The 25,429-nt window shown below is 63.6% G+C and carries 24 protein-coding genes; 6 read left to right on the top strand and 18 right to left on the bottom strand.

Going from position 1 to position 25,429, the window contains the following annotated elements:
* Positions 1 to 83: 83 nt before the first annotated feature.
* From slmA to argB, 3 genes are all read right to left on the bottom strand, one after another.
* Positions 84 to 749, bottom strand: coding sequence for a nucleoid occlusion factor SlmA (slmA, locus tag SB822_RS09180; protein ID WP_007582055.1), 666 nt, complete (start codon positions 747 to 749; stop codon positions 84 to 86).
* A 14-nt stretch (positions 750 to 763) separates the two neighbouring features.
* The gene (locus SB822_RS09175) at positions 764 to 1,543 is read right to left on the bottom strand and encodes a pyrimidine 5'-nucleotidase (RefSeq protein WP_007743950.1); all 780 of its coding nucleotides are present in this window, start codon (positions 1,541 to 1,543) and stop codon (positions 764 to 766) included.
* Positions 1,544 to 1,757: 214 nt separating this feature from the next.
* Positions 1,758 to 2,657: an acetylglutamate kinase gene (gene argB, locus SB822_RS09170; RefSeq protein WP_007582059.1), complete on the bottom strand. Its 900-nt coding sequence runs from the start codon at positions 2,655 to 2,657 to the stop codon at positions 1,758 to 1,760.
* A 342-nt stretch (positions 2,658 to 2,999) separates the two neighbouring features.
* Here argB and SB822_RS09165 point away from each other — a divergent pair, with 342 nt between their 5' ends.
* Positions 3,000 to 3,245 carry a cysteine-rich CWC family protein gene (locus SB822_RS09165; protein WP_410854573.1) on the top strand — a complete coding sequence of 82 codons (246 nt, stop codon included), beginning with the start codon at positions 3,000 to 3,002 and terminating at the stop codon, positions 3,243 to 3,245.
* Between the two features lie 29 nt (positions 3,246 to 3,274).
* Here SB822_RS09165 and SB822_RS09160 read toward each other — a convergent pair whose 3' ends face one another.
* Entirely contained in the window at positions 3,275 to 4,744 is a 1,470-nt protein-coding gene (locus tag SB822_RS09160) for a tetratricopeptide repeat protein (protein WP_410854511.1), read from the bottom strand.
* A 267-nt stretch (positions 4,745 to 5,011) separates the two neighbouring features.
* Between SB822_RS09160 and SB822_RS09155 the strand changes: the two genes are divergently transcribed.
* Together SB822_RS09155 and SB822_RS09150 are read left to right on the top strand one after the other, a co-directional pair.
* Positions 5,012 to 6,316, top strand: coding sequence for an ATP-binding protein (locus SB822_RS09155; protein ID WP_007582070.1), 1,305 nt, complete (start codon positions 5,012 to 5,014; stop codon positions 6,314 to 6,316).
* Complete coding sequence (locus SB822_RS09150) at positions 6,313 to 6,855, top strand: response regulator transcription factor (protein WP_007743952.1); 543 nt, start codon at positions 6,313 to 6,315, stop codon at positions 6,853 to 6,855. Before SB822_RS09155 ends, SB822_RS09150 begins: the two co-directional genes overlap by 4 nt.
* A gap of 99 nt (positions 6,856 to 6,954) precedes the next feature.
* Here SB822_RS09150 and hslU read toward each other — a convergent pair whose 3' ends face one another.
* The 9 genes from hslU to SB822_RS09105 form a co-directional block, all read right to left on the bottom strand.
* Positions 6,955 to 8,295, bottom strand: coding sequence for an ATP-dependent protease ATPase subunit HslU (gene hslU, locus SB822_RS09145; protein WP_007582073.1), 1,341 nt, complete (start codon positions 8,293 to 8,295; stop codon positions 6,955 to 6,957).
* A gap of 9 nt (positions 8,296 to 8,304) precedes the next feature.
* Complete coding sequence (gene hslV, locus SB822_RS09140) at positions 8,305 to 8,841, bottom strand: ATP-dependent protease subunit HslV (protein ID WP_007582075.1); 537 nt, start codon at positions 8,839 to 8,841, stop codon at positions 8,305 to 8,307.
* Between the two features lie 411 nt (positions 8,842 to 9,252).
* Positions 9,253 to 9,672: an RNA polymerase-binding protein DksA gene (dksA, locus tag SB822_RS09135; protein ID WP_007582076.1), complete on the bottom strand. Its 420-nt coding sequence runs from the start codon at positions 9,670 to 9,672 to the stop codon at positions 9,253 to 9,255.
* A gap of 658 nt (positions 9,673 to 10,330) precedes the next feature.
* Entirely contained in the window at positions 10,331 to 11,413 is a 1,083-nt protein-coding gene (locus SB822_RS09130) for a CobW family GTP-binding protein (protein ID WP_410854572.1), read from the bottom strand.
* Between the two features lie 178 nt (positions 11,414 to 11,591).
* A complete protein-coding gene (locus tag SB822_RS09125; RefSeq protein WP_007582078.1) occupies positions 11,592 to 12,794 on the bottom strand; it encodes a class I SAM-dependent rRNA methyltransferase in 1,203 nt (400 codons plus the stop codon).
* 86 nt (positions 12,795 to 12,880) lie between these two features.
* Positions 12,881 to 13,804: a tyrosine recombinase XerC gene (gene xerC / locus SB822_RS09120; RefSeq protein ID WP_410854510.1), complete on the bottom strand. Its 924-nt coding sequence runs from the start codon at positions 13,802 to 13,804 to the stop codon at positions 12,881 to 12,883.
* A gap of 11 nt (positions 13,805 to 13,815) precedes the next feature.
* On the bottom strand, positions 13,816 to 14,535 hold the full coding sequence (locus tag SB822_RS09115; protein ID WP_007582081.1) for a DUF484 family protein: 720 nt from the start codon (positions 14,533 to 14,535) through the stop codon (positions 13,816 to 13,818).
* An 82-nt stretch (positions 14,536 to 14,617) separates the two neighbouring features.
* A complete protein-coding gene (dapF, locus tag SB822_RS09110; RefSeq protein ID WP_410854509.1) occupies positions 14,618 to 15,478 on the bottom strand; it encodes a diaminopimelate epimerase in 861 nt (286 codons plus the stop codon).
* A gap of 54 nt (positions 15,479 to 15,532) precedes the next feature.
* Positions 15,533 to 16,417, bottom strand: a complete 885-nt coding sequence (locus SB822_RS09105; RefSeq protein WP_007744722.1) for a lipid A biosynthesis lauroyl acyltransferase — start codon at positions 16,415 to 16,417, stop codon at positions 15,533 to 15,535.
* A 273-nt stretch (positions 16,418 to 16,690) separates the two neighbouring features.
* On the opposite strand from SB822_RS09105, the gene metK reads away from it, so the two are divergent.
* A complete protein-coding gene (gene metK / locus SB822_RS09100; RefSeq protein ID WP_035987151.1) occupies positions 16,691 to 17,878 on the top strand; it encodes a methionine adenosyltransferase in 1,188 nt (395 codons plus the stop codon).
* A gap of 225 nt (positions 17,879 to 18,103) precedes the next feature.
* On the opposite strand, the gene SB822_RS09095 is transcribed toward metK, so the two are convergent.
* On the bottom strand, positions 18,104 to 18,466 hold the full coding sequence (locus SB822_RS09095; RefSeq protein ID WP_007744724.1) for a hypothetical protein: 363 nt from the start codon (positions 18,464 to 18,466) through the stop codon (positions 18,104 to 18,106).
* 413 nt (positions 18,467 to 18,879) lie between these two features.
* Here SB822_RS09095 and SB822_RS09090 point away from each other — a divergent pair, with 413 nt between their 5' ends.
* Entirely contained in the window at positions 18,880 to 19,641 is a 762-nt protein-coding gene (locus tag SB822_RS09090) for a phytanoyl-CoA dioxygenase family protein (protein WP_410854508.1), read from the top strand.
* A 12-nt stretch (positions 19,642 to 19,653) separates the two neighbouring features.
* Here the strand turns inward: SB822_RS09090 and SB822_RS09085 are convergent, their stop codons facing one another.
* Positions 19,654 to 19,854, bottom strand: coding sequence for a DUF3185 family protein (locus SB822_RS09085; protein ID WP_410854507.1), 201 nt, complete (start codon positions 19,852 to 19,854; stop codon positions 19,654 to 19,656).
* Positions 19,855 to 20,163: 309 nt separating this feature from the next.
* Between SB822_RS09085 and mgrA the strand changes: the two genes are divergently transcribed.
* Positions 20,164 to 21,207 (top strand): L-glyceraldehyde 3-phosphate reductase, encoded by a 1,044-nt coding sequence (mgrA, locus tag SB822_RS09080; protein ID WP_007744729.1) that lies wholly within the window; start codon positions 20,164 to 20,166, stop codon positions 21,205 to 21,207.
* 847 nt (positions 21,208 to 22,054) lie between these two features.
* Here the strand turns inward: mgrA and SB822_RS09075 are convergent.
* The 3 genes from SB822_RS09075 to SB822_RS09065 all read right to left on the bottom strand — a co-directional run bounded on the left by SB822_RS09075 (position 22,055) and on the right by SB822_RS09065 (position 25,422).
* Positions 22,055 to 22,237 (bottom strand): hypothetical protein, encoded by a 183-nt coding sequence (locus tag SB822_RS09075; protein ID WP_007582094.1) that lies wholly within the window; start codon positions 22,235 to 22,237, stop codon positions 22,055 to 22,057.
* 280 nt (positions 22,238 to 22,517) lie between these two features.
* Positions 22,518 to 23,792, bottom strand: a complete 1,275-nt coding sequence (locus SB822_RS09070) for an MFS transporter (protein ID WP_410854506.1) — start codon at positions 23,790 to 23,792, stop codon at positions 22,518 to 22,520.
* Between the two features lie 139 nt (positions 23,793 to 23,931).
* The gene (locus SB822_RS09065; RefSeq protein ID WP_086916776.1) at positions 23,932 to 25,422 is read right to left on the bottom strand and encodes an efflux transporter outer membrane subunit; all 1,491 of its coding nucleotides are present in this window, start codon (positions 25,420 to 25,422) and stop codon (positions 23,932 to 23,934) included.
* Positions 25,423 to 25,429 lie beyond the last annotated feature (7 nt).

Below are 25,429 nucleotides of genomic sequence, written 5' to 3'. Positions count from 1 at the left end.
GGCGCGTTGTGCAATTCTGGACCGTCAAGAACGGTCAAGCGCAGAGTATAGCGGAAAATGCGCTGCGTCTGCGCTGGCCCGCCCTACTGGAGGATGAGGCGTAATTGCGCGTCGGCCTGTTCGATCGGCGCGCGCGAGAAGCCGCTGCGCACGAAGCGATGCCAGCGTCCGATGATGTAGCTGAGCAAAAGGCTCGCGCGCGCCACGGGATCGTAGTCGGCGGGCAGCGGGATCGCACTGTGTTCGGCGTGGCTCGACGCGTCCATCAATCCGAGCCGCAGACATTGCTTGAGCGACGCCTCGACGCGCTCGAGCAACTGGTTGACCCGCTCGGTCAGCCGCTCGTGTTCGCCGACGAGCGCTTCGCAGGTCAGCACGCGTGTCATGCCGGGATTCTTCGCTGAAAAATTGAGCAGCATCAGTGCGATTGCGCGCGCCTGCAGCACGCCGTTCGGCTCTTTCGCGATGATCTGGTTGATGAGCCCGAAGAGCGTCTGCTCGATGAACTCGATCAGCCCTTCGAACATCTGCGCCTTGCTCGCGAAATGGCGGTACAGCGCCGCTTCCGACACGCCGATACGCGCGGCCAGCGCCGCCGTGGTGATTTTTTCGTTCTTCGGGGCCTCCAGCATCGCGGCCAGCGTCTGGAGGATATGCACGCGCCGCTCGCCCGGTTTCAGGCGCGTCGAGCGCGGTGCGGCTGTTTGGTCTTCGGTTACGTCCTCGTCATGCTTGCGGATAGGCTGCATGTCTGTCGTCCCTGTTATCGCCAGGCCGGATGCTCCGTGAGTGGTTCGATCGGCCTTCCTGGGCGAGTGCCCAGTCTCAACGATTTTAGCGAACGAATGCGGCTGTCGACATAGTGTGGGCGACCCGTGCCCGGCAATCGCGCGAGCGAGCCGTCGGGGCGGGCCGGCCGCGGCAGGTGGCCGACGATCCACACCGTGCGGATGCCGAGCCGCCGGTAGTTCTTCAAATGGCTGCGTGTGTCTTCGACAAGTACCGCGTCCGAGAGACGCACGTGCGCGTCGCGCATCGCACGGCGCAGCATCGCGTGATCCGGTTTTGCGCGCCAGTAGCGGCGGTCGCGCATGTGCTCGATGGCAATCACGCGCTCGAACAGCCGCTCGATGCCGAGCTCTTTCAGCACGTCGAGCGCATAGGCTTCGGGCGCGTTGGTCAGCACGATCTTGCGGCCCGGTAGCGCGTCCACGAGACGTTTCAGTCCGCGCTCGCTGCGCAGCATCGCGCGCAGATCGGGGAACGTGTGGACGACTTTCAGGAAGTCATGCGGATCGACGGGATGGTGACGCGTGAGCCCGAGCAGCGCCGCGCCGTAGCGCTGCGTGTAGCCGGTGCGCAGACGGTTCGCTTCGTCGCGCTCGACTTGCAGCGCGTCGATGATGTACTGCGTCATCGCGGTGTTGATCGCCGGGAAGATCGCGTGCGACGCGTGATGCAGCGTGTTGTCGAGATCGAACAGCCAGACGGGCGTGCCGGCGTGAATCTGCGGCCGACGGCGCTTCGGACGGAAAGTGCGCATGATGTTGCGGCGTGGTAGATATCAAGCGCGCGAGGCGGTCCGCTGCCGTGCAAGACGGGCGGCGCGCGATGCGTGCAAATGGAACAGCTTGAGACAGAGCAGGACATTGCGCGAAAGACCGAAGGCCAGTATGCCTTCTGCGAAGCACGGCGGCCAGCGTGCCGTGCCTCGCGTGATGCGTGATTTTGCGTGATACGTGACGTGACGACCGCGCTCAGTGCGAGCGGATCATCGTGCCGAACGGCTGCTCCGTCAGGATTTCGAGCAGCACAGAATGCTCGATGCGGCCGTCGATGATGTGCACCGAACGCACGCCGCTCTTGGCGGCGTCGAGCGCCGACGAGATCTTCGGCAGCATGCCGCCCGAGATCGTGCCGTCGGCGAACAGCGAGTCGATTTCGCGCGCGGACAGATCGGTCAGCAGCGTGCCTTCCTTGTCCATCACGCCCGGGATGTTCGTCATCATGACGAGCTTCTCGGCGTTCAGCACGACGGCCAGCTTGCCCGCGACGAGGTCCGCGTTGATGTTGTACGACAGGCCGTCTTCGCCGAAGCCGATGGGCGAAATGACAGGGATGAACGCGTCGTCCTGCAGCGCCTTCACGACGGCCGGGTTGATCGCCTCGACTTCGCCGACCTGGCCAATGTCGATGTACTGACCGGGGTTGTCGCGGTCCGGCATCAGCAGCTTGCGCGCGTGGATCAGGCCGCCATCCTTGCCCGTCAGACCGACTGCGTGACCGCCGAAGTGGTTGATCAGCGTGACGATGTCCTGCTGCACTTCGCCGCCCAGCACCCATTCGACGACTTCCATCGTCTCTTCGTCGGTGACGCGCATGCCCTGGATGAACGTGCCCTGTTTGCCGATCTTCTTCAACGCCTGATCGATCTGCGGACCGCCGCCGTGCACGATCACCGGGTTGATGCCGACCAGCTTGAGCAGGATCACGTCGCGCGCGAAGCCTTGTTTCAGGCGCTCTTCCGTCATCGCGTTGCCGCCGTACTTGATGACGACGGTCTTGCCGTGGTACTGGCGGATATAGGGCAGCGCCTCGGCGAGAATTTCAGCCTTCAGCGTGGGGGCGATCTGGGACAGGTCGGGAGTCTCGGACATGGCGGCGGCTCGGACACGGAAACGGTGAAAACAAGGCCGGATTGTACACAACTGGCGCGGTGCAATAGTGAAACTGATGTGTGCCGTCGCGGCGATCGTGGCCGTTGTGCTGCAGTGCGGAAAAGCGGATATCGCGTGCGACGGACGCGTGGTTCACGCTGCAATTTGCAGCGGTGCGACGGAAGGTTTGGGCCATTGCCCGGCTGGTAAGTTCTCTCGCGCAACTGGAAAGGCGGCCACTTTTGCAAACGGGCGAATCGGCGGCGAGCGGGCAGGCGTTTTGCTGGCTCGCCGGAAGTGGCATCATGTTTGAATCCGCTGACCGGTTTTCATCTCGCTGCCATGAACCCGTCCCCATCCGAATCGATTGGATCTTCCGCAACGTCGAGCGCTCGCTGCCCGCGCTGCCGCCGTGTGTTCGACTGCGGCGCGCGCGGCGGCCGTGAAGCGTGCTGGTGCGCATCGATGCCCGCGATGCCCACCGACGCGCTCGACGCCGGCACCGGCTGTCTATGCCCCGAATGCCTCGCCGACGCAATCGCGCGGACGCGCACAATGGAAGGAAGCGCCGCGCCCGCGCCGGACTGAAGCGTCCGGCGAGCGGGCCAGGTGTGGGACTATTTGCGCGAATCCGCCAGCGCCGCGAGATCGCGCGTCAGTTTGTCGAACACCGGCTCCCACTGCGCAAACTGCGGCTGCCGGTACAAGCTCGCGCTCGGATACCACGGGCTGTCGATGCGATCGAGCAGCCAGACCCAATGCGGATTGACATCGAGCAGTACCCACGTGCGCTGCCCGATTGCACCGCTCAGATGCGCGACGGACGTGCACACGGTGATCACCAGATCGAGCGCGCCGAGATAGGCCGCGGTGTCGTCGAAGGTTTTGAACTCGGCCGTGTGGTCGGCGATATCGAGTCCTGCCGTGCGGGCTGCCGCTACTTCGGCTGCGGCGCCGGGCTGCAGCGAATAGAAAGCGACGTCGTCGAGCTCGCGGAAGGCGTCGACATAGCGTTCCAGGCCGACGCGGCGGTACGGATTGCGTTGGTGTCCGTGGCTGCCCGTCCACACGAGTCCGACCTTCAGCCGCTTTTCGCCGGCAAGCCGTTGACGCCATGCGTCGACGGCTAGCGGATCGGCTTGCAGATACGGAACAGTCGACGGGATCGTTTCTTCGCGCGTATCGAACAGCATGGGCAGCGTAAGCAGCGAAACCTCGTAGTCGAACTTCGGCAACTGCTCGACGCCGCCGCCCAGCGTGAACTCGTCGGCATGTTGCGCGAGCGAGCGTCCGAGCAGCGCGCCCATTTGCGGAAACGAGTTCCACGCAAGACGTCCACCTTCGCGATGCACGCGCTCGGCCAGCAACGGAACATAGCGGCAGAATTGCAGCAGATCGCCCATCCCCTGTTCGCCCCAAAGCAGCAGCGTCTTGCCTGCCAGCGATTCGCCGCGCCAGGCGGGCCCTTGCAGCACCGGTCGTTTGCCTGCCAGTTCCTTCGATCCGTCCCAGCGCGCTTCGTGCTCGCGCCAGCCGTCGGCGTAATTGCCGCGCAGCAGGTGGATCATGCTCAGGTTGGACAGGTGCGACGGCGTGTCCGGCGCAGCACGGTGCGTGGCCAACGTGAAGCGCTCGGCGTTTTCCCATTGCTGCGCTTCGCGCAGTGTCTGCCCGTGATTGCCGAGCACGACCGGGTTGTCGGGCTGAAGATCGATCGCATGCCGCTCGGCTTCGAGCGCGCTGTCGAGGTCGAAGCGAGCGAGGTGCGACTTGCCGAGATTGACCCACGCGTTCGAATCGGCGGAATTCTGGTGGAGCGCGGCCGTCAGCAGTTCGGCCGCTTCCGCCGAAGCCGGATTCATCCACATCAATGCGCTTGCCAGATTGTTGCGCAGGCTATGCAGGTCGGGGTCGATGGCGAGCGCGTCACGGTAGGGCGCGACGGCATCGCCGTGCCGGTGCATCAATTGCAGTGTGAGACCCAGGCGAAAGAGCGCTCGAGGATCGTGCGGCGCGAGCGCGGCGAAAGCACGGGCAATCGTCTCCGCCTCGACGCCGCGTCCCCTGGCGACCAGTTGCGGCGTCATTTCATCGAGCGAATCGGGATTGGTTGGAAACAGATGCGAAGCGGCCTGGAGCCAGATGTCGTGGGCTTGCCGTCGCCCTGGTGAAGCGCTGCGACAGCGTGACGCAGGAATGTCTGGAAGGAATCCAAAAGAACTTGATGTGGATCAACTGTTGTTTTAAGCATTTGTGGGTGGAGATTGTCGGCCGCGCCGGAAACGATAAAGACCACTATAGTTCCGATCATTCGCTAGATGAATCAGACCCCTCCCAACAGGTAAACTCGCAGGATGCAGCGCATAACCGTCACCGGCCGGGTCAACCTCGGGCATCTCTTCTGGCTACGCAGTCTTGCCATCATCGGGCAACTCGTGACGATTGCGTTCGTCCAGACCTTTGTCGGCGTCAAGCTGCCGTTGCCGGCGATGCTGCTGATCATTGGGCTCGAAGTGATTTTCAACGCGCTGACGTGGCTGCGCGTCGCGAGCCAGAAGCCCGAGTCGAACCTCGAGCTGTTCGGGCAACTGTGGGTCGATCTCGGCGCGCTGTCCGCGCTGCTGTTTCTGTCGGGCGGCACGACCAATCCTTTCGTCTCGTTGTACCTGCCGTCGCTGGCGATTGCGGCCGCCGTGCTGCCCTGGCATCTGATGGCGTGGCTCGCGGCATTCGCCGTGGCGTGTTATGCCGTGCTCGGCTTCGAATCGGTGCCGCTCAATCTCGACAATCCCGCGAATCTGTTCGACTACTACCGCGCCGGCATGTGGGTGAACTTCATGGTCAGCGTCGGGCTGATCGCGTGGTTCGTGGCGCGCATGTCGCGCGGGCTGCGTCAACGCGACGCGGCACTCGGCGATGCGCAACAGCGTCTGCTGCGCGACGAGCGCGCGGTGGCGCTCGGCGTGCAGGCTGCGACAGTCGCGCATGAAATGGGCACGCCGCTGTCGACGATCGCGATGCTCACGGAAGAACTGCGCGACGCCGCGCGTAGCGACGAAGGTCTGAAGCCGTACACCGCCGACCTCGACATCCTCGACCAGCAGATGACGCTGTGCACGTCGGCGCTCGCGCGCCTGCGCAGTCGTGCATCGACGCAAGGCAGCCGCCAACTGGTCGACGAATGGCTCGATTCGTTCGTTAATCAGTGGCGCTTGCGCCATCCGCACGTCAAGTTCGAGCGCCTCGGCGAGCCGCCCGCGAACGTCAGTGTCGACGACACCGTCGCCGTCAGCCAGATTCTCACCATCCTGCTCGACAACGCCGCGCGCGCGAGCCGCGATCACGTGACGCTTGCCGCGACGCTAGCCGACAACGATTCGATCGACTTCGAAGTCTGCGACGCCGGGCCGGGCGTGCCCGCGCCGCTGCGCGGCTTGCTGGGCGCGGCGCCCGTCGACAGCACGCAGGGTGGACATGGCGTCGGGCTGTATCTGGCGTTTTCGGCGGCGGCGCGGCTCGGCGGATCGATCGAGCTCACCGACGTCAACGAAATCAAGCCGCGCGGCACGCGCGCAGTATTGCGGTTGCCTTTGGCCCGCGAGCAAATGGGCGCGGGCCGGCAGGGCGCCGCGTCGTCCAATACGGAGAAGCAAGCATGAGCGATAAGAATTTTCTGGTCATCGACGACGACGAAGTGTTCTCCGGCATCCTGGCGCGCGGGTTGACGCGTCGCGGCTTCACCGTGTCCGAAGCGCACAACGCCGACGAAGCGATTCGCCTCGCAAATCAGCAGAAGTTCGGGCAGATCACCGTCGATCTGCATCTGGGCAACGACTCCGGGCTGAATCTCGTCGCGCCGCTGCGCGACCTGCAACCGAACGCGCGGATGCTGGTGCTGACGGGCTATGCGAGCATCGCGACGGCCGTTCAGGCGGTGAAGGACGGCGCGGATAACTATCTCGCGAAGCCCGCGAACGTCGAAACGATCCTCTCCGCGCTGCAAACGGAAGCGAGCGCGTTGCAGGCCGAAGAGGCGATCGAGAATCCGACGCCGCTGTCGGTCGCGCGACTGGAGTGGGAGCACATCCAGCGCGTGCTCGCGGAAAATGGCGGCAACATTTCGGCGACGGCGCGCGCGCTGAACATGCACCGCCGCACGTTGCAGCGCAAGCTCGCGAAGCGGCCGGTCAAGCAGTGACCTTGCCGTAGTTTCTTGCGGACGAGGGTGAAAAAAGGGCGGCGCTCCTTGCGGAGCGCCGCCCTTTCGTTTGGCTGTTCGCCAGCGTAACGACGCGCGTTACAGCACGTAGCGCGACAGGTCCTCGTCTTGCGCGACCTCGTTCAGCGCCCGATCGACATACGTCGCGTCGATCATCACGTTCTTGCCGGCATGATTGCCCGCTGAGAACGAGACTTCCTCGAGCAGCTTTTCGATCACCGTATAAAGACGGCGCGCGCCGATGTTTTCCGTCTTCTCGTTCACCGAGTAGGCGATTTCCGCAAGACGGCGGATGCCGTCGTCGGCGAATTCGAGGTGGACGTCTTCCGTTTCGAGCAGCGCTTGGTATTGCTTGACGAGGCTGGCGTCGGTGGCGTCGAGAATCGCTTCGAAGTCCTTCACCGACAGCGAATCCAGTTCGACGCGAATTGGAAAGCGCCCTTGCAGTTCGGGAATCAGATCGCTCGGCTTCGCCAGATGGAACGCGCCGCTCGCGATGAACAGGATGTGATCGGTCTTCACCATCCCGTACTTCGTGTTGATCGTCGTGCCTTCGACGAGCGGCAGCAGATCGCGCTGCACGCCCTGACGCGAGACCTCGCCGCCGCCGGCTTCGCTGCGCGACGCGATCTTGTCGATTTCATCGAGGAACACGATGCCGTTCTGCTCGACGTTCTGCACGGCCTTCGCCTTGACCTCTTCGTCGTTGAGCATCTTCGCGGCTTCTTCGTCGGTGAGGAGCTTCAGCGCTTCCTTCACCTTCACCTTGCGGCGCGTCTTCTTGCCGCCGCCCAGGTTCGCGAACATCGAGCGGATCTGCTCGGTCATGTCTTCCATGCCCGGCGGCCCCATGATGTCCATCGTGGTTTGCGGCATCTCGATGTCGAGCTCGATTTCCTTGTCGTCGAGCAGGCCTTCGCGCAGACGCTTGCGGAACGTCTGACGCGTCGCGTTCGATTCGTCGCCGCCCGACTCTACGCCCGAGCCGAAGCCGACCGTGCGCGCGCCCGGCAGAAGAGTATCGAGGATGCGGTCTTCGGCGAGATCCTCCGCCTTTGTGCGGACCTTGCGCATTTCGGTTTCGCGTGTCTGCTTGACCGAGATTTCGATCAGGTCGCGCACGATGCTGTCGACGTCACGGCCGACATAACCGACTTCGGTGAACTTGGTCGCTTCGATCTTGATGAACGGCGCGTCGGCGAGCTTGGCGAGGCGCCGCGCAATTTCCGTCTTGCCGACGCCCGTCGGCCCGATCATCAGGATGTTCTTCGGCGTGATTTCCTGGCGCAGCGGGTCGGCGACCTGCTGGCGGCGCCAGCGGTTGCGCAACGCAACCGCGACGGCTTTTTTCGCGCGATGCTGGCCGATGATGTGCTTGTCGAGTTCCGAGACGATCTCGGCGGGAGTCATGGTGCTCATCGTGTGTCCTTACTCGATTGTCTCGATGACGCGGTTGTGGTTCGTGTAGATACACATGTCGCCGGCGATCTCCAGCGACTTTTCGACGATCTCACGCGGCGAAAGATCCGTGTTGTCGGCAAGCGCCTTCGCGGCGGCCTGCGCGTACGCGCCGCCCGAGCCGATCGCACAGATCCCGCCTTCCGGGTCGAGCACATCGCCGTTGCCGGTGATGACCAGCGTGGTGGTCGCGTCGGCCGCGATCAGCATGGCTTCCAGACGGCGCAGCATGCGGTCGGTGCGCCAGTCTTTCGCCAGTTCGACGGCGGAGCGTGTGAGATTGCCCTGATGCTTTTCGAGCTTGGCTTCGAAGCGGTCGAGCAGCGAGAACGCGTCGGCCGTGCCGCCGGCGAACCCGACCAGCACCTTGCCGTTATAGATGCGGCGGACCTTCTTCGCGCCGCCCTTCATGACGATGTTGCCCAGCGTGACCTGGCCGTCGCCGCCGAGCGCGACCTTATCGCCGCGGCGCACGGAGACGATCGTCGTGCCGTGAAATTGCTCCATATGCGTTCCTTTTGCAAAACTAGCGAGGACGCGGAGGCGTCAATGCGCCACCACGGAATCCGAGAGCGGCCGGCGCGCGATGCTGGGTGCCGCGCGCGTGCAACGCATGTCGGATTTATTTTAGGGCGGACGCTGCCATATCAAGAGCCGGAGTCGAACGGGCGCGAGAAAAGACGGAGAGTGTGTGGTGACTGGGAAATGCGCTGTCGAGGTTTCGGCAGCGGTAAAAGGTACTGACGGGCCGTCCGCGCTTCAGGTTATGCCGCGCGCATTTACCGATTAGCCCGTGCAAGCCGGCGAGCGGCCCGATAAAAGCGCGGCCTGAAAAGAAAAAAGAGGCGCACGGTTCACCGTGCGCCTCTGACGAAGCGTGTCTGGGGCGCGGACCCCGAAAACCGCGCCGCCCGTCGATCAGTCGCCGAACAGCTTCTGGCGCAGTTCGCGGCGTTCCTGTGCTTCGAGCGACAGGGTGGCGGTCGGACGCGCGAGCAGGCGGGGAATGCCGATTGGCTCACCCGTTTCTTCGCACCAGCCGTAGTCGCCCGATTCGATCCGTGCGATCGATTGCTGCACCTTCTTCAGCAGCTTGCGTTCGCGGTCGCGCGTGCGCAGTTCCAGCGCATGCTCTTCCTCGATCGTCGCGCGGTCGGCCGGGTCCGGCACGATCACGGTTTCGCGGAGGTTCTCGGTGGTCTGGCCGGCATTGCGGAGAATGTCCGCCTGCAGCTGCTCGAGCCGGTTCTTGAAGAAAGCGAGCTGATCCTCATTCATGTAATCCTTGTCGCTCATCTTCAGGATTTCGGCTTCGGTCAAGAGTCGTTTCGTGGTCATCTGGCTTGCTTCGTCAATGTGAGGCAAATCATTGCCCGCACTTTCGTGTTGCCCGCAAAGGCGCCTCGATGACGCTCAAATGAGCGCCGGCGAACACGGACGGTGGGCTGTCGTGACGCCGAAGCGCCGATGCGGGGCCGAACTCCTCTGGAAACCGATTCTTCCAATGCTCCTGAGGCAATGCTTCCCGGCAGCGCGTTATAAGCCGGAGTGTGGCCGGCCGGCATATCGGCGATGTCCCCGGATTAGATTTTCCGGCGCCGTTTTTCGGCCCGGCACGGCTGCGAAGCGACTACGCGCTTTACACCGGGCAAATCGTTCTCTTTCTCCAGTGGGGCCGTATTGTAACTGAATCACAATACGAAACCGCAAGCAGGGGAAATCCCTGCCGCAAACTCCACTTATCGTGAAAATATAACGCGCTGTTCACTAAAAAGCGATGGTCGTACACGTATTCTCGTAACAGGGTTTTCACGTGCTTTGACCGTAAACTGGCTTTTAAATTGCCGTGCTTGCGCTTTTGAGGTCCTTTTCGCGTTGGGAAGCGAACAGATGGCAGCTGGGACGAACGCTAAAAGGCGTCCATCCCAGCGCGCAGCATAGCTGCGTGGGACCAGAGTAAGGCGCTAAAGCGCCAACTCTGGTCGACAAGAACGAATCAGACGAGGCAGGCTTCAAGACCGTCGGTGATCAGGTCTTGCGGCAGGTCGATGCCGATGAACACCATCTTGTTGGTCTTTTTCTCGATGGGTTGCCACTTGGCCGCGAGGTCGCTGCCCATCATCTGATGCACGCCCTGGAAGACGACCTTGCGATCGACGCCCTTCATGTACAGCACGCCCTTGTAGCGCAGCAGGCGCTCGCCATAAATCTGCAGAATGCCGCCGAGGAAGTCTTCGAGCTTGTTCGGATCGAACGGGCGATCGCTGCGGAAAACGAACGACTTGATCTTGTCGTCGTGATGCGCGTGGTGGTGATGATGGCCGTGATCGTGGCCTTCGTGATCGCACTTGCCGTGATCGTGATCGCAGTTCGCGTGGTCATGATCATGATCGTGGTCATGGTCGTGATGCGCGTGATCGTGGTCGTCCTCGGCGAGGAAGTCAGGGTCGATTTCGAGCTTCGAGTTCAGGTTGAAGCCGCGCAGGTCGAAGATTTCCTTGATGTCCGCTTCACCGAAGTTCACGACGCGGATCTGCGCCCTCGGGTTCATGTGCAGCAAACGATGGCGCAGGTCGCCGAGCACGCTTTCGTCGACGAGATCGGACTTGGTGATGAACAGACGGTCCGCGAAACCGACCTGGCGCTGCACGACTTCGTGTTCGTCGAGCTGCGCGTTGGCATGCTTCGCGTCGACGAGCGTGATGATCGCGTCGAGCAGGAATTCGTCGGCGATCTGGTTATCCATGAAGAACGTCTGCGCGACAGGGCCAGGGTTGGCCAGGCCTGTCGTTTCGATCACGACGCGGTCGAAGTCCACCTTGCCTTCCTGCTTCTGCGCGGCGAGATCGCCGAGCACGCGCGCGAGGTCGCCGCGAATCGTGCAGCAGATGCAGCCGTTGCTCATCTGGATGATCTGCTCACCCGTGTCCTGCACGAGGATGTCGTTGTCGATGTTTTCTTCGCCGAACTCGTTTTCGATCACGGCGATCTTCATGCCGTGCTTCTCGTTCAGGATGCGCTTGAGCAGCGTGGTTTTGCCGCTGCCGAGGAAGCCGGTCAGGATAGTGACGGGAATCATGTTGTTCGCCATGTGAAGTCGCCTTGTGTTCGTCAAACTGGGGTGCGAACCGCGCGCCGCGCGCAGGGCCCGAACCGCATGAATTCAGCTGAATATTGAAGCATAAGTGCCGGGGCGCCGCTGCTGCATGGCCAAAGCCCCGTCAACGCCAGGGAAATAAGGCCTTAACTATGGGCGATCAGGCGATTTGCAACAATAGGCCTTTCAGATATTCGCCTTCCGGGAACGCCGTCAGCAGCGGATGATCGACGCCCGCCCCGAGCCGCTTGAGGATGCGCGCATCGACGCGCGCGTCGGCGGCTGCGCCGGCGACGATCTTCTGGAACAGTTCAGCATCGATCGCACCCGAGCACGAGTAGGTGAACAGCAGGCCGCCCGGCCGCAACAGCTTGAGGCCGGTCAGGTTGATGTCTTTGTACGCGCGCGCGGCGCGGTCCACGTGCTCGCGCGACGGCGCGAATTTCGGCGGATCGAGCACGATCAGGTCGAAGCGCTCGCCGTCGTCGTACAGGCGGCGCAGCGTCTTGAACGCGTCGGCGTCGAGCCAGGTGGCGCGTTCGGCGTCGAAGCCGTTCGCCGTGACATTCTGTTGAGCCAGCGCGAGCGCTTCGCCGGACGAATCGATCGATACCACGCGCTTCGCGCCGCCCTTGAGCGCCGCCAGCGAGAAGCCGCCGGTGTAGCAGAAGCAGTTCAGCACGTCGCGGTCGTTCGACAGTTCCTGCACCAGCGCACGGTTGTCGCGCTGATCGACGTAGAAACCCGTCTTGTGGCCGTTGCGCACATCGACGTGATAGCGCACGCCGTTCTCGCTGGCGATCAGCGTTTCGGGCGGCGCGTCTCCGGCGAGCACGCCGACTGTCTGTTCGAGCCCTTCCTTTTCGCGGATCGACACGTCCGAACGCTCATAGACGTTCGGGCAGCCCGTCGCGCCGATCAGCGCCTGCACGATCGCGTCCTTCCACGCTTCGACGCCCGCTGCCATGAACTGACAGACGATCTGGCCACGCTTCGTTTCATCATCCTGGATGTAGTAGTCGACGATCAGCCCCGGCAAGCCGTCCGCCTCGCCGAAGATCAAGCGCGTCGCGCCCGTGTTGTGCACCATCGACTGACGGTGCGCGAGCGCGCTCTGCACGCGGCGCTTGAAGAACGCGTGATCGACGGGTTCGCTTTCGTCGAAGCTCCAGACGCGCGCGCGGATCTGCGAATGCGGGCTGTACGCGGCGCGCGCGAGAAAACGGCCGTCGTGTGCGCGCACCAGCACAGTGGCGCCGGCGGCGGGCTTGCCGTCGACGCGATCGATCGCATTCGCGTAGACCCACGGATGGCGGCGCAGCAGCGATTTCTCTTTCGACGGTTTGAGCGTAACGGTATTCATGACTTCGTGAGGATTCGGCAGAACAATATGCCGCCGGAAGCGGCAAAGCAGATATGACTGGCTGCGTGACCTAAGGTCGGGCAGCGTCAGTCGCGTTTTTTGGCGCGCGGATGCGCCTGATCGTAGATACGCGCGAGGTGCTGGAAATCGAGGCCGGTATAGACCTGGGTCGCGGCGATGCTCGCGTGGCCGAGCAGTTCCTGCACGGCGCGCAGATCACCGCTCGATTGCAGCACGTGCGTCGCGAACGAATGGCGCAGCACGTGCGGATGAACATTGGCAGGAATGCCCGCCGTGAGCGCCATGCGCTTCACGCGATCGCGGACGACGTTCGGCGACATCCGGTTCCCACGCGCCGACACGAACAGCGGATGCGGATCGAGCTTCAGCAGTTCGCCGCGCACCGCGAGCCACGCGCGCAGCGCATCGAGTGCCTTGCTGCCGACGGGCACCGTGCGCCGCCGGTTGCCTTTGCCGAGCACTTCGACTTCCGCTTCGTCGAGCTTCAGCCAGCCCGTCGAGCGATAGCCGTCGGCGTCGAAGAAATGAACGTCGAGGTTGACCAGTTCCGACAGACGCAAGCCCGACGAATAGAACAGTTCGAGCATCGCGTGATCGCGCGCGCCTTCGGCCGTGGCCGTCGCGGGGGCTTCCATCAACCTGTGTGCGTCATCGACGGAGAGCGCTTTGGGCAGCGTCTTCGCGCGTTTGGGTGCGCGCACCGTCGCGACCGGGTTCGCGGGCAGTTCGATGCGTCCGGCGAGCCAGCGGTAGAACGCGCGCCACGCCGACAGCCGATGCCCGATCGAGCGCGCCGACAGCCCGCCCGCATGCGCGCGCGCGACGGCGCCGCGGATATCGGTAGCGGTGAGGCTTTCGAGCGGCCGTCCGTTCGCGAGCTTTTTCAGCTCATCGAGTTCGTGCGTGTAGGCGCGCAAGGTATGCGCCGACAACCGCCGCTCGTGCTCAAGGCTCGACAGATAGGAAGCGATCGGGTCGGCGGATGTCACGTGACGGACGCTCAGCGCGGCAGCAAACGGCTCAGCGCGGCGCTCGCGAGCGCGCCGATCTGCGTGAGGAAATCAGTGGCCATGCCGTCGTGAAAGCGGCGCGAATCGGGCGAGCCCATCACCAGCAGCCCGAACGCGGCGGCGTCATTGGACGCTTCCGGGTCGCGCAGCGCGATCAGGGCGATCGATTCGGTGCCGTTCACGGACACGCCGTCGCCCGGGGCCGCGGCGTCGCCGGCCACGGCCGACACGGCGGGCGTCAGCCATTGCGCCGCCTCGAAGCCCGTATTCGAGCCGCAGTACGGCGTGGCGAGGCTGTTTGCGAAGATGCGCACTTCTTCACCGACGTGGCGCGTGAATTCCGCCTGCGAGTACGGCTCGGACACTTCCCACACGCGCAGCGCCGCTTGCGGCACGTCGAACACGTCGCGCAGGCCCATGGCGATCGTGCGCGGCAGCGCGCCCGGATCGCGTTCGGCCATCACGCGCGTCGTCCAGCGGCCGAATTTCGACGCGATGCTGTCGTTTTCGTGTCCGTAACGCAGCAGTTCGGCGAGACGCCGCTCGAGATGCTTGTTCTTCTCGCGCAGCATGTCCATCTGACGTTCCTGCAGCGACACGGCAGCCTTGCCGTGCGGATTGGCGAGCCGCACGGACGCAAGCAGTTCCGCGTGCTCGGCGAAGAATTCGGGGTTGGCTAGCAGGTAGTCGGCGACTTCGCGTTCGTTCATGGTTTCAGCTTAATGGTTGCGCGCTTCGTTGCTGTCTTGCTGCCGCGCCACGCGGTCCAGCCTCCGCGCGGCGTTGATGCATTCAGTCGGCCAGCTCTATTTCGCCTTCGAACACGGTGGCGGCCGGGCCGGCCATCATCAGCGCCGATTCGGACTTGCCGTCCCACGTGATGGTCAGCGTGCCGCCGTGCGTGTGCACCTTGACGGGCGCATCGAGCAAGCCGCGGCGGATGCCTGCCGCGACGGCCGCACACGCGCCCGTGCCGCAGGCGAGCGTTTCACCCGCGCCGCGCTCGTAGACGCGCAGCTTGATCTCGCTGCGGCTGACGATCTGCATGAAGCCCGCGTTGACCCGCTGGGGGAAGCGCGGATGGTTTTCGATCACGGGACCGTCGACCAGCACGGGGAACGCCTCGACGTCGTCCACGATCTGCACGGCGTGCGGATTGCCCATCGACACGACCGACACCCAGCGCGTCGCGCCGTTGACGTCGAGCGGATAGAGCGTGTCGTTGCCTTCGCCGCGTGCATCGAGTCCGCTTGCGTCGAACGGTACCTGAGCCGGCTCGAACACGGGCGCGCCCATGTCGACGACGACTTCGCCGTTTGCCTGCATGGTCAGCGTGATCACGCCTTTCTGGACCTGCACACGCACGCTTTGCTTGTCGGTGAGGCGCGTATCGCGCACGAACTTGACGAAGCAGCGCGCGCCGTTGCCGCAGTGCTCGACCTCGCCGCCGTCGCAATTGAAGATGCGGTATCTGAAATCGACGCCTTCGACGGTCGGCTTCTCGACCACCAGCAACTGGTCCGCGCCGACGCCGAAATGCCGGTTCGCGAGCGCGCGCACCTGCGCTTCCGTCAGATTGAGCGGTTGCGTGTAGCCGTCGAGCATGACGAAATCGTTGCCCGCGCCGTGCATCTTGGTGAATTTCAGTTTCATGCCGCTATTGTAAGTGACTGGCCGGACCTCTCGCCCACTGTGCGCCGCCGCGCTTCAGTAAAAACTCGGATCGCCGGGCGGGCGCGTCTTGAAGCGCTTGTGCACCCAGTAATACTGCTCGGGGATGCGCGGAATCTGCTCTTCGAGAAACTCGTTCATGCGACGGGCGTCGGCGTCGTCGTCGCCCGTCGGATAGTTGTCCCACGGCTTGAACACCTTCAGCCGGTAACCCTTGTAGTTCGGCAGCACTTCTCCGATGAACGGCACGACCTGCGCGCGTCCGACTTTCGCGAGGCGCCCGACTGCCGTCAGCGTGCACGTCGGCACACCGAAAAATGGCACGAACGTCGAATTGCGCATGCCGTAGTCCATGTCGGCGCCAAGCATCACCGGTTTGCGCTCACGCAGCCAGCGCAGCACGATGCGCGCGCTGTCGGCGCGGCTTGCCATTTCGGCATCGAAACGGCCGCGCTGCGCTTTCGCGACTTCTTCGAGCTGCGGGTTCGACATCGGCTGATACAACGAACCGCACGTGCGCTTGAGCGAATAGTTCAGAAAAATCGAACCGGCCTCGATGCCGACGAAGTGGAAACCCAGAAGCAGCGTGGGCGGCAGATCGGGATCGGTGAGATCGATTTCGCTGTCGACCTGGATCAGTTTCTCGAGCTTCTTCGCCGAGCCGAACCATTGCATGCTGCGCTCCAGATAGCTGCGGATCGCGTGCCGGAAGTGCTTTTGCGCGACTTCCTCACGGCGTTCGTCGCTCCACTCGGGGAAGCACAGTTTCAGGTTGATATGGACGATGCGGCGGCGGCGACTCGGAATCTGATAGAGCAGCCAGCCGAGGCCGTCGCCCAGACGCGCGACGAAGCCATACGGCAGCAAAGCGAACAGTTTGAGCAGACCAATGGCCAGGTTGACACCCAGACGGCTCAGCATGCGGCAGCTCCGATTTGTGCGCGAAACCACGCTGGGTAAAGAAAAGCAACAAAAGAGTCGATATACCGCACGCGCAGACACTCTGTGACAAAAGAAAGAAGTCGCTATAATAAGGGCTTCGCCGAGTTAATAGACAACTTGCGGGGCGAAGCCGACGGGCGTTTATCTTTCAGATAGCCGACCGACGGTTAGGAAATCCGCTAAAGCGTCGCCGCTTCAGGCTCGAAGCAGGCTACGTGAAACTCAACCGTAACCAACAAGGGAGCCTGTAACGTGGCTAACGACTACCTCTTTACTTCTGAATCCGTCTCCGAAGGCCATCCGGACAAGGTCGCCGACCAGATCTCGGACGCCATCCTCGACGCGATCCTCGCCCAGGACAAATACTCGCGCGTTGCCGCGGAAACGCTGTGCAACACGGGTCTCGTCGTGCTGGCGGGTGAAATCACCACGACGGCCAACGTCGATTACATCCAGGTCGCGCGCGATACGATCAAGCGCATCGGCTACGACAACACCGACTACGGCATCGACTACCGCGGCTGCGCGGTGCTCGTCGCGTACGACAAGCAATCGCCGGATATCGCGCAAGGCGTCGACCGTGCGCACGACAACAACCTCGACCAGGGCGCTGGCGACCAGGGCCTGATGTTCGGCTACGCATGCGACGAAACGCCCGAACTGATGCCGCTGCCGATCTACCTGTCGCACCGCCTCGTCGAGCGTCAGGCGAATCTGCGCCGCGACGGCCGTCTGCCCTGGCTGCGCCCGGACGCGAAGTCGCAGGTTACCGTTCGCTACGTCGACGGCAAGCCGCACTCGATCGACACCGTCGTTCTGTCCACGCAGCACGCACCGGAAATGGAACTCGCGCAACTGCGCGAAGCCGTGATCGAAGAGATCATCAAGCCGACGCTGCCTGCTGAGCTGATCAAGGGTGACATCAAGTTCCTCGTGAACCCGACCGGCCGGTTCGTGATCGGCGGCCCGCAAGGCGATTGCGGTCTGACGGGCCGCAAGATCATCGTCGACACGTACGGCGGCGCGGCTCCGCACGGCGGCGGCGCGTTCTCGGGCAAGGATCCGTCGAAGGTCGACCGCTCGGCTGCGTACGCTGGCCGCTATGTCGCGAAGAACATCGTCGCGGCGGGCCTCGCCTCGCGCGCGCTGATCCAGGTGTCGTACGCAATCGGCGTGGCACAGCCCACGTCCGTGATGGTCAACACGTTCGGCACGGGCCGCGTGTCGGATGCGACGATCACGCGTCTGGTTCAGGAACACTTCGACCTGCGTCCGAAGGGCATCGTCCAGATGCTCGACCTGCTGCGCCCGATCTACGAAAAGACGGCAGCTTACGGCCACTTTGGCCGGGAAGAGCCGGAATTCTCGTGGGAAGCGACCGACAAGGCACTCGCGCTGGCAGAAGCCGCCGGCACGGAGCCGGTTGCCGCTCTCGCCTGAGTGATGCTTTGAATACGCCGCACGGCTGATTGTCGCGCGGTGTTGGTGGTTCAGATGTCAGGAAGCGAAAACGCCCTGCATGCGCTGAGAAGCGCATACAGGGCGTTTTGTTTTGGTGTGGCGGTTTCGTGCGAGCCACGTGCGCAGGTCACGCGCGCCACGACGCACTAATGGCCGCAGCGGCGCATCTATCGCATGCGAACGCGAAAACGAACGGGCGCGCGCTTAGCGCGCAAACGCGAACCAGCCTTCGCTCGTCACCGACAGACGGCGCGGACGGCGGCTCGTCGGATGCGCCACGCTCGCGGGCTTGGCGGCACGCGGCGAGACGCCGAGCATCCGCACGGGCGCCGGATTGCGCAGCAGCGTGCGCAGCGAGAAGCGCCGCGACGCGCCTTGCATGCTCAGTGCGCTGAAGAAGGTGCGGAACCAGACGCGCACGTTATCGACGGGCTTCGTGTCGCGCAATTGCTCGGCGAGCGCGCGTGTGCGCGCGGTATGGTGACGCAGGGCGCGCGCCACATGGCGGCGTGCGGGACGTGCGGCGTTGAACGCGTGGGTGAGGCGAGTGCTCAATGGGCTGTGCATGGCTTTAGGAATCAGGCGACGTGACACGCGACGAAAGGTGCGGCAAAAGCAGCACCATCCATGCCAGCGAGTGGGACGCAATAGCCTGAGGAAAGACGGATGAATCAGCAGCGGCTGCGAATGGCCGTGCCGATGGCGGGATAGCGTGTGTTGCAATCGACATGCACGACAGGCTACACGTGATTCGTGACCGTCGAAAGTCCGGAGGGATCAGGGTTTTTACGAGGACGAAGCCCCCGCGATCGCGCCCTTTGCGCTCGACGAACGTGCACGGCTGCCCATCCGGCGTGCAGCGTCGCCCGTCCCGATCGCACGTCGGGCGCAAGAGAAACGCATGACTGGCGCCGGTACGATCGTGCCCGTTTTACAATGAGAAGCCGTTGTCGAACGAACGCTAGCTGAACGGAACGTCCATGTCAGTCCATTCGAAGAAAGAGCAGATCCAGGTGCTGCGGGATCAGGGTTACGTCATCGTCCCGGGTCTCATCACGCCCGAGCGCTGCGCTGAGATGAAACAGATCGCGCGCCAGCAGTTGCAGGAAGCCGCCGATCCCGTCGAATTCGAAGCGGACCTGCGCTATCCGGGCGCGCCGGAGTCGAAGCACGCGCCGGGCGGACATACGGTGCGGCGGCTGCTGGATGCGTACTCGCGTCATCCGCACTTTGCCGCCTGGGCGACGGCGCCTGAGCTTCGCGGCTGGATGGAACTGTATTTCGGCGAAGAGCCGCGCCTGTCGCGCGCGCATCACAACTGCATGATGACCAAGCATCCCGCGTACGGCAGCCTGACGGGCTGGCATCGCGATGTGCGTTACTGGTCGTTCGAGCGGGACGATCTGGTGTCGGTGTGGCTCGCGCTCGGCGACGAAACCGTCGATAACGGCGCGCTCTGGTTCGTGCCCGGCTCGCACTCGGCGGCGTTCACGTCGGAGCGTTTCGACGACGCGAAGTTTTTCCGCTCCGATCTGCCCGAGAACGACGCATTGATCCAGAAAGCGGTGTCGCCCGCATTGAAGGCGGGCGACGTCGTTTTCTTCCACTGCAATACGCTGCATTCGGCAGGCAAGAATCTGTCCGATCAGGTGAAGTTCTCGCTGGTCTTCACCTATCACGGCGCGAGCAACGTGCCGCTGCCAGGCACACGCTCCGCGTCCAAGCCCGAAGTGGCGTTCTGAGCATTCAGCGTTTTAGCGCTTCGACGACGCGAGCCCGATCAATCCGGCGAGCGTCGCGACGATGCCGCCTGCGATCAGGATGATAGTCTTGTTGGTCGGCGAGCCGGTGAACACGCGCGACACGTCGTTGCTGAACGAATGAAACGACTGGCCGCCGAAGTACAGCAGCACCACGCCGCCGGCGATCAATGCGAGCGAGATCGCTTTGGTCATGAACACTCCTCATCGTTGAATTACAGTGGCCGAAAGTCTAGGTGATGGGCGGCGCCGAGTCCATGTTCGCTTCCCGCAATGTGGGCGTCTGCAGCGAGCGCGGCGATTGGCTAACATAGCGTGTTGGGCCGCTGATGCATGATTGCGCGCCGGTGTGATACCGGTATCAGATCGCGGATATCCGTGTATGGCATCTGCAAGGCGGCGCTTCGCTACAAAGCATCACCAATCACAACAAACACGCATTATTCACGCGATGCGCGCGCCGCATCGCAGACTCCACTCCTGTTCTCGACAAGGACACCATCGATGGCTTACGAAGCAGCTTCAGCACGCTATTCGGACATGCAGTACCGCGTTAGCGGCAAGTCAGGTCTCAAACTGCCGGCGCTGTCGCTCGGCCTGTGGCACAACTTCGGCGACACCACGCCGATCTCGACGCAACGTGACATCCTGCGCACGTCGTTCGATCTCGGCATCACGCACTTCGACCTCGCGAACAACTACGGCCCTCCGTACGGCAGCGCGGAAACCAACTTCGGCCGCATCTTCAAGGACGATTTCAAGCCGTATCGCGACGAACTGCTGATTTCGTCGAAGGCCGGCTGGGACATGTGGCCCGGCCCGTACGGCCAGGGCGGCGGCTCGCGCAAGTACATCCTCGCGAGCCTCGACCAGAGCCTGCAGCGCATGGGTCTCGACTACGTCGACATTTTCTATTCGCACCGCTTCGACGTCGACACGCCGCTCGAAGAAACGGCGGGTGCGCTCGCGAGCGCCGTGCAGCAGGGCAAGGCGTTGTACATCGGCATTTCGTCGTACTCCGCGCAGAAGACGCGCGAAATGGCGAAGCTGCTCGCTGAATACAAGGTGCCGCTGCTGATCCATCAGCCGGCGTACAACATGCTGAACCGCTGGATCGAAGAGGAACTGCTCGACGCGCTGGAAGAAACCGGCTCGGGAGCGATCGCGTTCACGCCGCTCGCGCAAGGTGTGCTGACGGGCAAGTACCTGAACGGCGTGCCGCAGGACGCGCGTGTCAACAAGGCGGGTGGCGGCTCGCTGAAGCAGGAGCATCTGAGCGAGCAGAACATCGAGCGCGTGCGCAAGCTCAACGACATCGCGCAGCGTCGCGGTCAGAGCCTCGCGCAGATGGCGCTCGCGTGGACGCTGCGCGATCCGCGCGTGACGTCGGCGCTGATCGGCGCGAGCAAGCCCGAGCAGGTTCGCGAGAACGTTGCGGCGCTGAAGAACCTGTCGTTCACGGCGGAAGAGCTTGCCGAGATCGATCACTATGCGACGGAAGGCAGCGTGAACCTGTGGGAGAAGCCGTCGACCGATCAGCATATTTGAAGGGTTGAAGACGGGGCTCAGATTTTTGGGTTTTGCTTTCGCTGGCATTCGGAAGGCGGTGTTTGCTGCGCACGCTGTCTGGTTTGCATGTGTTTTGCGCTGGCATCCGCGCTACGGTGTCTGCCGTTCACCGTCGCCCCTGTGCGGGGCGGCACCTACTTTTCTTTGCCGCCGCAAAGAAAAGTAGGCAAAAGAAAGCGGCTCACACCGCCAGCCCATGTTCTTAGCCACGGGCCCCCAGCGTCCCCACCTTCCACACGGCAACAACGTGACCCACGTTCGTTGCCAGCGCTCTTGCGGTGCGCCTCACCCGCTTCAGACACCCGCACTACAGCATGCCGTGCCAGATAGTCCACCGCCGCCTAGGTGGCAAACTGTGTGTCGGCCCCCTGTGCTCCACACGCCTCACTTCGGACGGATGGCGCATGCACTCCACCCTGTAAGAGCGCTCACGCATACGACGCGATAACCTACACACAGTTTGCCACCTGGGCGGCATATACCATTCGCTGCCGCTTGCCCGTGCACGGCTATTCGAAGCGGGTGAGGCGTTGATTCGAAGCGTTGGCAACGCACGCGAACAAGGGCGTTGCCGTGTGAAGCGTGGGGACGTTGGGGGCCCATGGATAGGAAGATGGGCTAGCGGTGTGAGCCGCTTTCTTTTGCCTACTTTTCTTTGCGGCGGCAAAGAAAAGTAGGTGCCGCCCCGCACAGGGGCGACGCTTGAAGCTAGATAACAACTCGCGGATGCCAGCGCAAAACACCTGCAAACCAGACAGCTTGCGCAGCAAAACACCGCCCTCCGGATGCCAGCGCAAATGCAAGAATAAAAAACAAAAGCAAACCGCTACACCAGCGCAGGCAGCCCCTCCACCAGCACGACCGCAAACACCACACCCAGCAGCGCGCCAAGAACGCGCAGCGTGTTGTGCCTGAACTCGGTTTTGCAGGGCAGCGCGCCAAGGAACAGCGCCCCGGCCAGCGCCATCGGAATGACCAGAATGAAATCACCGATCGTGAAGTAGTGCATGCCTGTCTCCTTTGTGTACTCGTCTGACGCGACTGCATGCGGCGCGCCTGACTACCAGTATAGGAGACGGTATCGATGCGTTTGGTGGGCTGGAGCGCACGCGGGCTTCTGTCCCTCGCGGCGCACAGCCAGGCGGGACAAGGCTTTGCGCCATGTGCATGGCGACGCTCGAAATCCCGCGCTGTGCAAACGCCCGCTTACGCCGACCTTTCCGAATATGCGCTTTATCGGTGGAAACGCGAGCGGGCGCGGCGTTCGTTGGCGGAACGCCATGTAACGTCTACGCCATGTCCACGCGCTCGCGAGCGCGCAGCCGTGCCGAAGCGAGTATGCCGACCACCAGCAATCCGCCGACGAGCGCGGCAACCCCCGTCCACGCATAAGCCGCCCACACGCGCCCGCCATACGAGCCGACGATGCTCGATCCGAGGTAATACGCGAGCAGATACAGCGCGGCCGCCTGGCCTTTCGCTTCCTTCGCGATCCGGCCGACCCAGCCGCTTGCGACCGCGTGTCCGGCGAAGAAGCCGAACGTCACGCAGGCGATCCCGCACGCGATCAGCGCAAGCGACTGCGTGACGGTCAACAGCAAACCGCACAGCATGATGACGATGCTGCCGATCAGCACGCGCCCGCGCCCGAACGTGTCGGCCATGCGACCCGACCACGGCGACGCGACGACGCCCGTCAGATACACCACGAAGATCCCGCCGATAGCCGTCTGACTCAGCCCGAACGGCGGCGCGAGCAGGCGGTAGCCGATGTAGTTGTAGAGCGTCACGAAGCTGCCCATCAGCACGAAGCCCATCAGAAACAGCAGCGGCAAACCGGGTCGTCGTAGATGCTTCACGAGCGCCGTGCGGTGATGCGAGAAACCGAGTCCGCGGCGCGGGACGAAATGGCGCGACGGCGGCAGCAGCGAGCGGAACGCGAGCATCGACAGAATGCCGAGCACGCCGATCGTGCCGATCGCGACGCGCCACGAGAACAGATCCGCGACGACGCCCGTAATCACACGCCCCGCCATCCCGCCGATCGCCGTGCCACCCACGTACAGGCCCATCGCGAGGCCGAGGCCGTCGGGATGCACTTCCTCTGCGAGATAGGCCATCGCGACGGCGGGCACGCCGCCGAGCGCCAGCCCTTCGAGCGCACGCAGCAACAACAGTGCGTGCCATTGCGGCGTGAACGCGACCGCGAGCGTCAGCAGCGAAGAAGCGGTTAGCGAAGCCGTCATCAACCGATGGCGGCTCCATCCCTCCGACACGAAGCCCGCGACGAAAACGGCGAGCGCGAGCGCCGCCGTCGTCAGCGACAACGACAGGCTGCTTTGCGCGGGGCTGACATCGAATGAAGCGGAGAACGCGGGCAATAGCGGCTGCACGCAATAGAGCAGTGAGAACGTAGCGTAGCCGGCAAACAGCAGCGCGAGACTGGCGCGCCAGTAGGCGCGCGTGCCGCGCTCGAGATACGGCGCGCCGGTGGAGGAAGCAGAAGAGGATGAAGCGAAAAACGATGAATCAGCGGGCCGACTCGGGTCCGACGATGCGGTCACAACAAAACTCCCGGAAACGATTGAAACGACGCAGAGACTCGCGCGATAAACGTGTGTAATCAGCGCGAAGGGTCAACAATACGCCGATTGCGCGTACCACGTCGTCGAATCCGGCAGCAGGAAAGGAACGCGAGCCGTGTTAGCCGCGCGTCGCGCCGGGCGCGCTGGCGGGCTGATCGGTGGCATCGGGATGCGTGAGCTGTTCGTCGGTGGGCAGCGACGTCGCGTCCCAGCCGCCGCCGAGCGCCTTGATCAGCGCGACGCTCGCGGCCATCCGGCGGCGCGCGATCGAGACCGCTTCGCGCTCGTTGGTGAGCGCCGTCGTTTGCGCGACCACCACGTCGAGATACGTGATCGCACCGTTCTTGTAACGGTTCGACACGATCGCGAGCGAGCGCTGCGCGGCCGAGACGGCGTCGTCCTGCGCTTGCGCTTCCTGTTCGAGCACGCGCAAGGCCGCGATGTTGTCTTCGACCTGGCCGAACGCCGTCAGCACCGTTTGACGGTACTGCGCGATGCCTTCGTCGTAGTTCGCCTGCGCTTCGGCTTTTTTCGCGGCCCGTCCGCCGAAGTCGAGCAGCGTGCCGGCGAGCGTCGGCCCGAGCGACCAGAAGCGGGCCGGCGCAAGCAGCCAATCACTGAAATTGGTCGCCTCCAGCCCACCCGTCACCGACAGAATCAGATTCGGAAAATACGCCGCTGTTGCGACGCCGATCTGCGCATTCAGATCGACCATCTGCCGCTCAGCGGCGGCGATGTCGGGCCGCCGCTCGAGCAGCGTCGACGGCACGCCGACGGGCGCGACGGCGGGCACGGCGACGAGCGGTGCGACGGGCAGCGAGAACGTCGACGGCGTCTGGCCGATGAGGATCGCGATCGCGTGTTCGAGTTGCGCGCGCTGCACGCCGAGATCGATCGCCTGCGCCTGCGTCGTGCGCAACTGCGTCTGCGCTTGGGCGACGTCGGCGTCGGTAGCGATGCCGCCTTTGTAGCGGTTCTGCGTGAGTTCGACGGCTTCCTTGTAGGCAGCGATCGTATCGTCGAGCAGTTGCTGTTCGCGGTCGATGCCGCGCAGTTCGAAATAGTCCGTCGCGAGTTCGGCCTGCATCGACAGCAGCGCGCTTTGCGCATCGGCGGCGCTTGCCTGCGCGTTCGCGCGCGCACCTTCGACGCTGCGCGACACGCGTCCCCACAAGTCGGGCTCCCACGTCGCGTCGGCGCCGACGATCCAGTCGTTGAGCGTCTTGCCCGCCGTCGATTTGAACTTCACGTTCTCCGACGACCGCGCGCGCGAGTAGCCGCCATTCGCGGTGACGACGGGGAAGAACTGCGAGCGGAACTGCTCGACCTGCGCGCGCGCCGCGCGGAAACGCGCCTGCGCGGCCTGCACGTTCTGGTTTGCGCTGGCGACCTGTTGTTCGAGTGCGTTCAGCGCGGAGTCGTTGTAGACCTCCCACCAGGCGCTGCGGATACGCGCGTCGGCGGGCTCGGCTGTTTTCCAGCCTGTGCCTTCGAGTTCCTTGTAGGTAGCGGCCGTTGTTGCCGCGGGCCGCTTGTAGTCGGGGCCGACCGTGCACGCGGCAAGGAGACTCACGCTCACCAGCGCGAAAGCCACCGAACGAAGACGCATGCGATAC

Origin of the sequence: Paraburkholderia sp. SIMBA_054 (genome assembly GCF_046534875.1) — a bacterium.
Classification (GTDB): Bacteria; Pseudomonadota; Gammaproteobacteria; order Burkholderiales; family Burkholderiaceae; genus Paraburkholderia; species Paraburkholderia hospita.
Note: the sequence above shows the minus strand (reverse complement) of the source record. Positions and strands in the feature narration are given on the sequence as shown.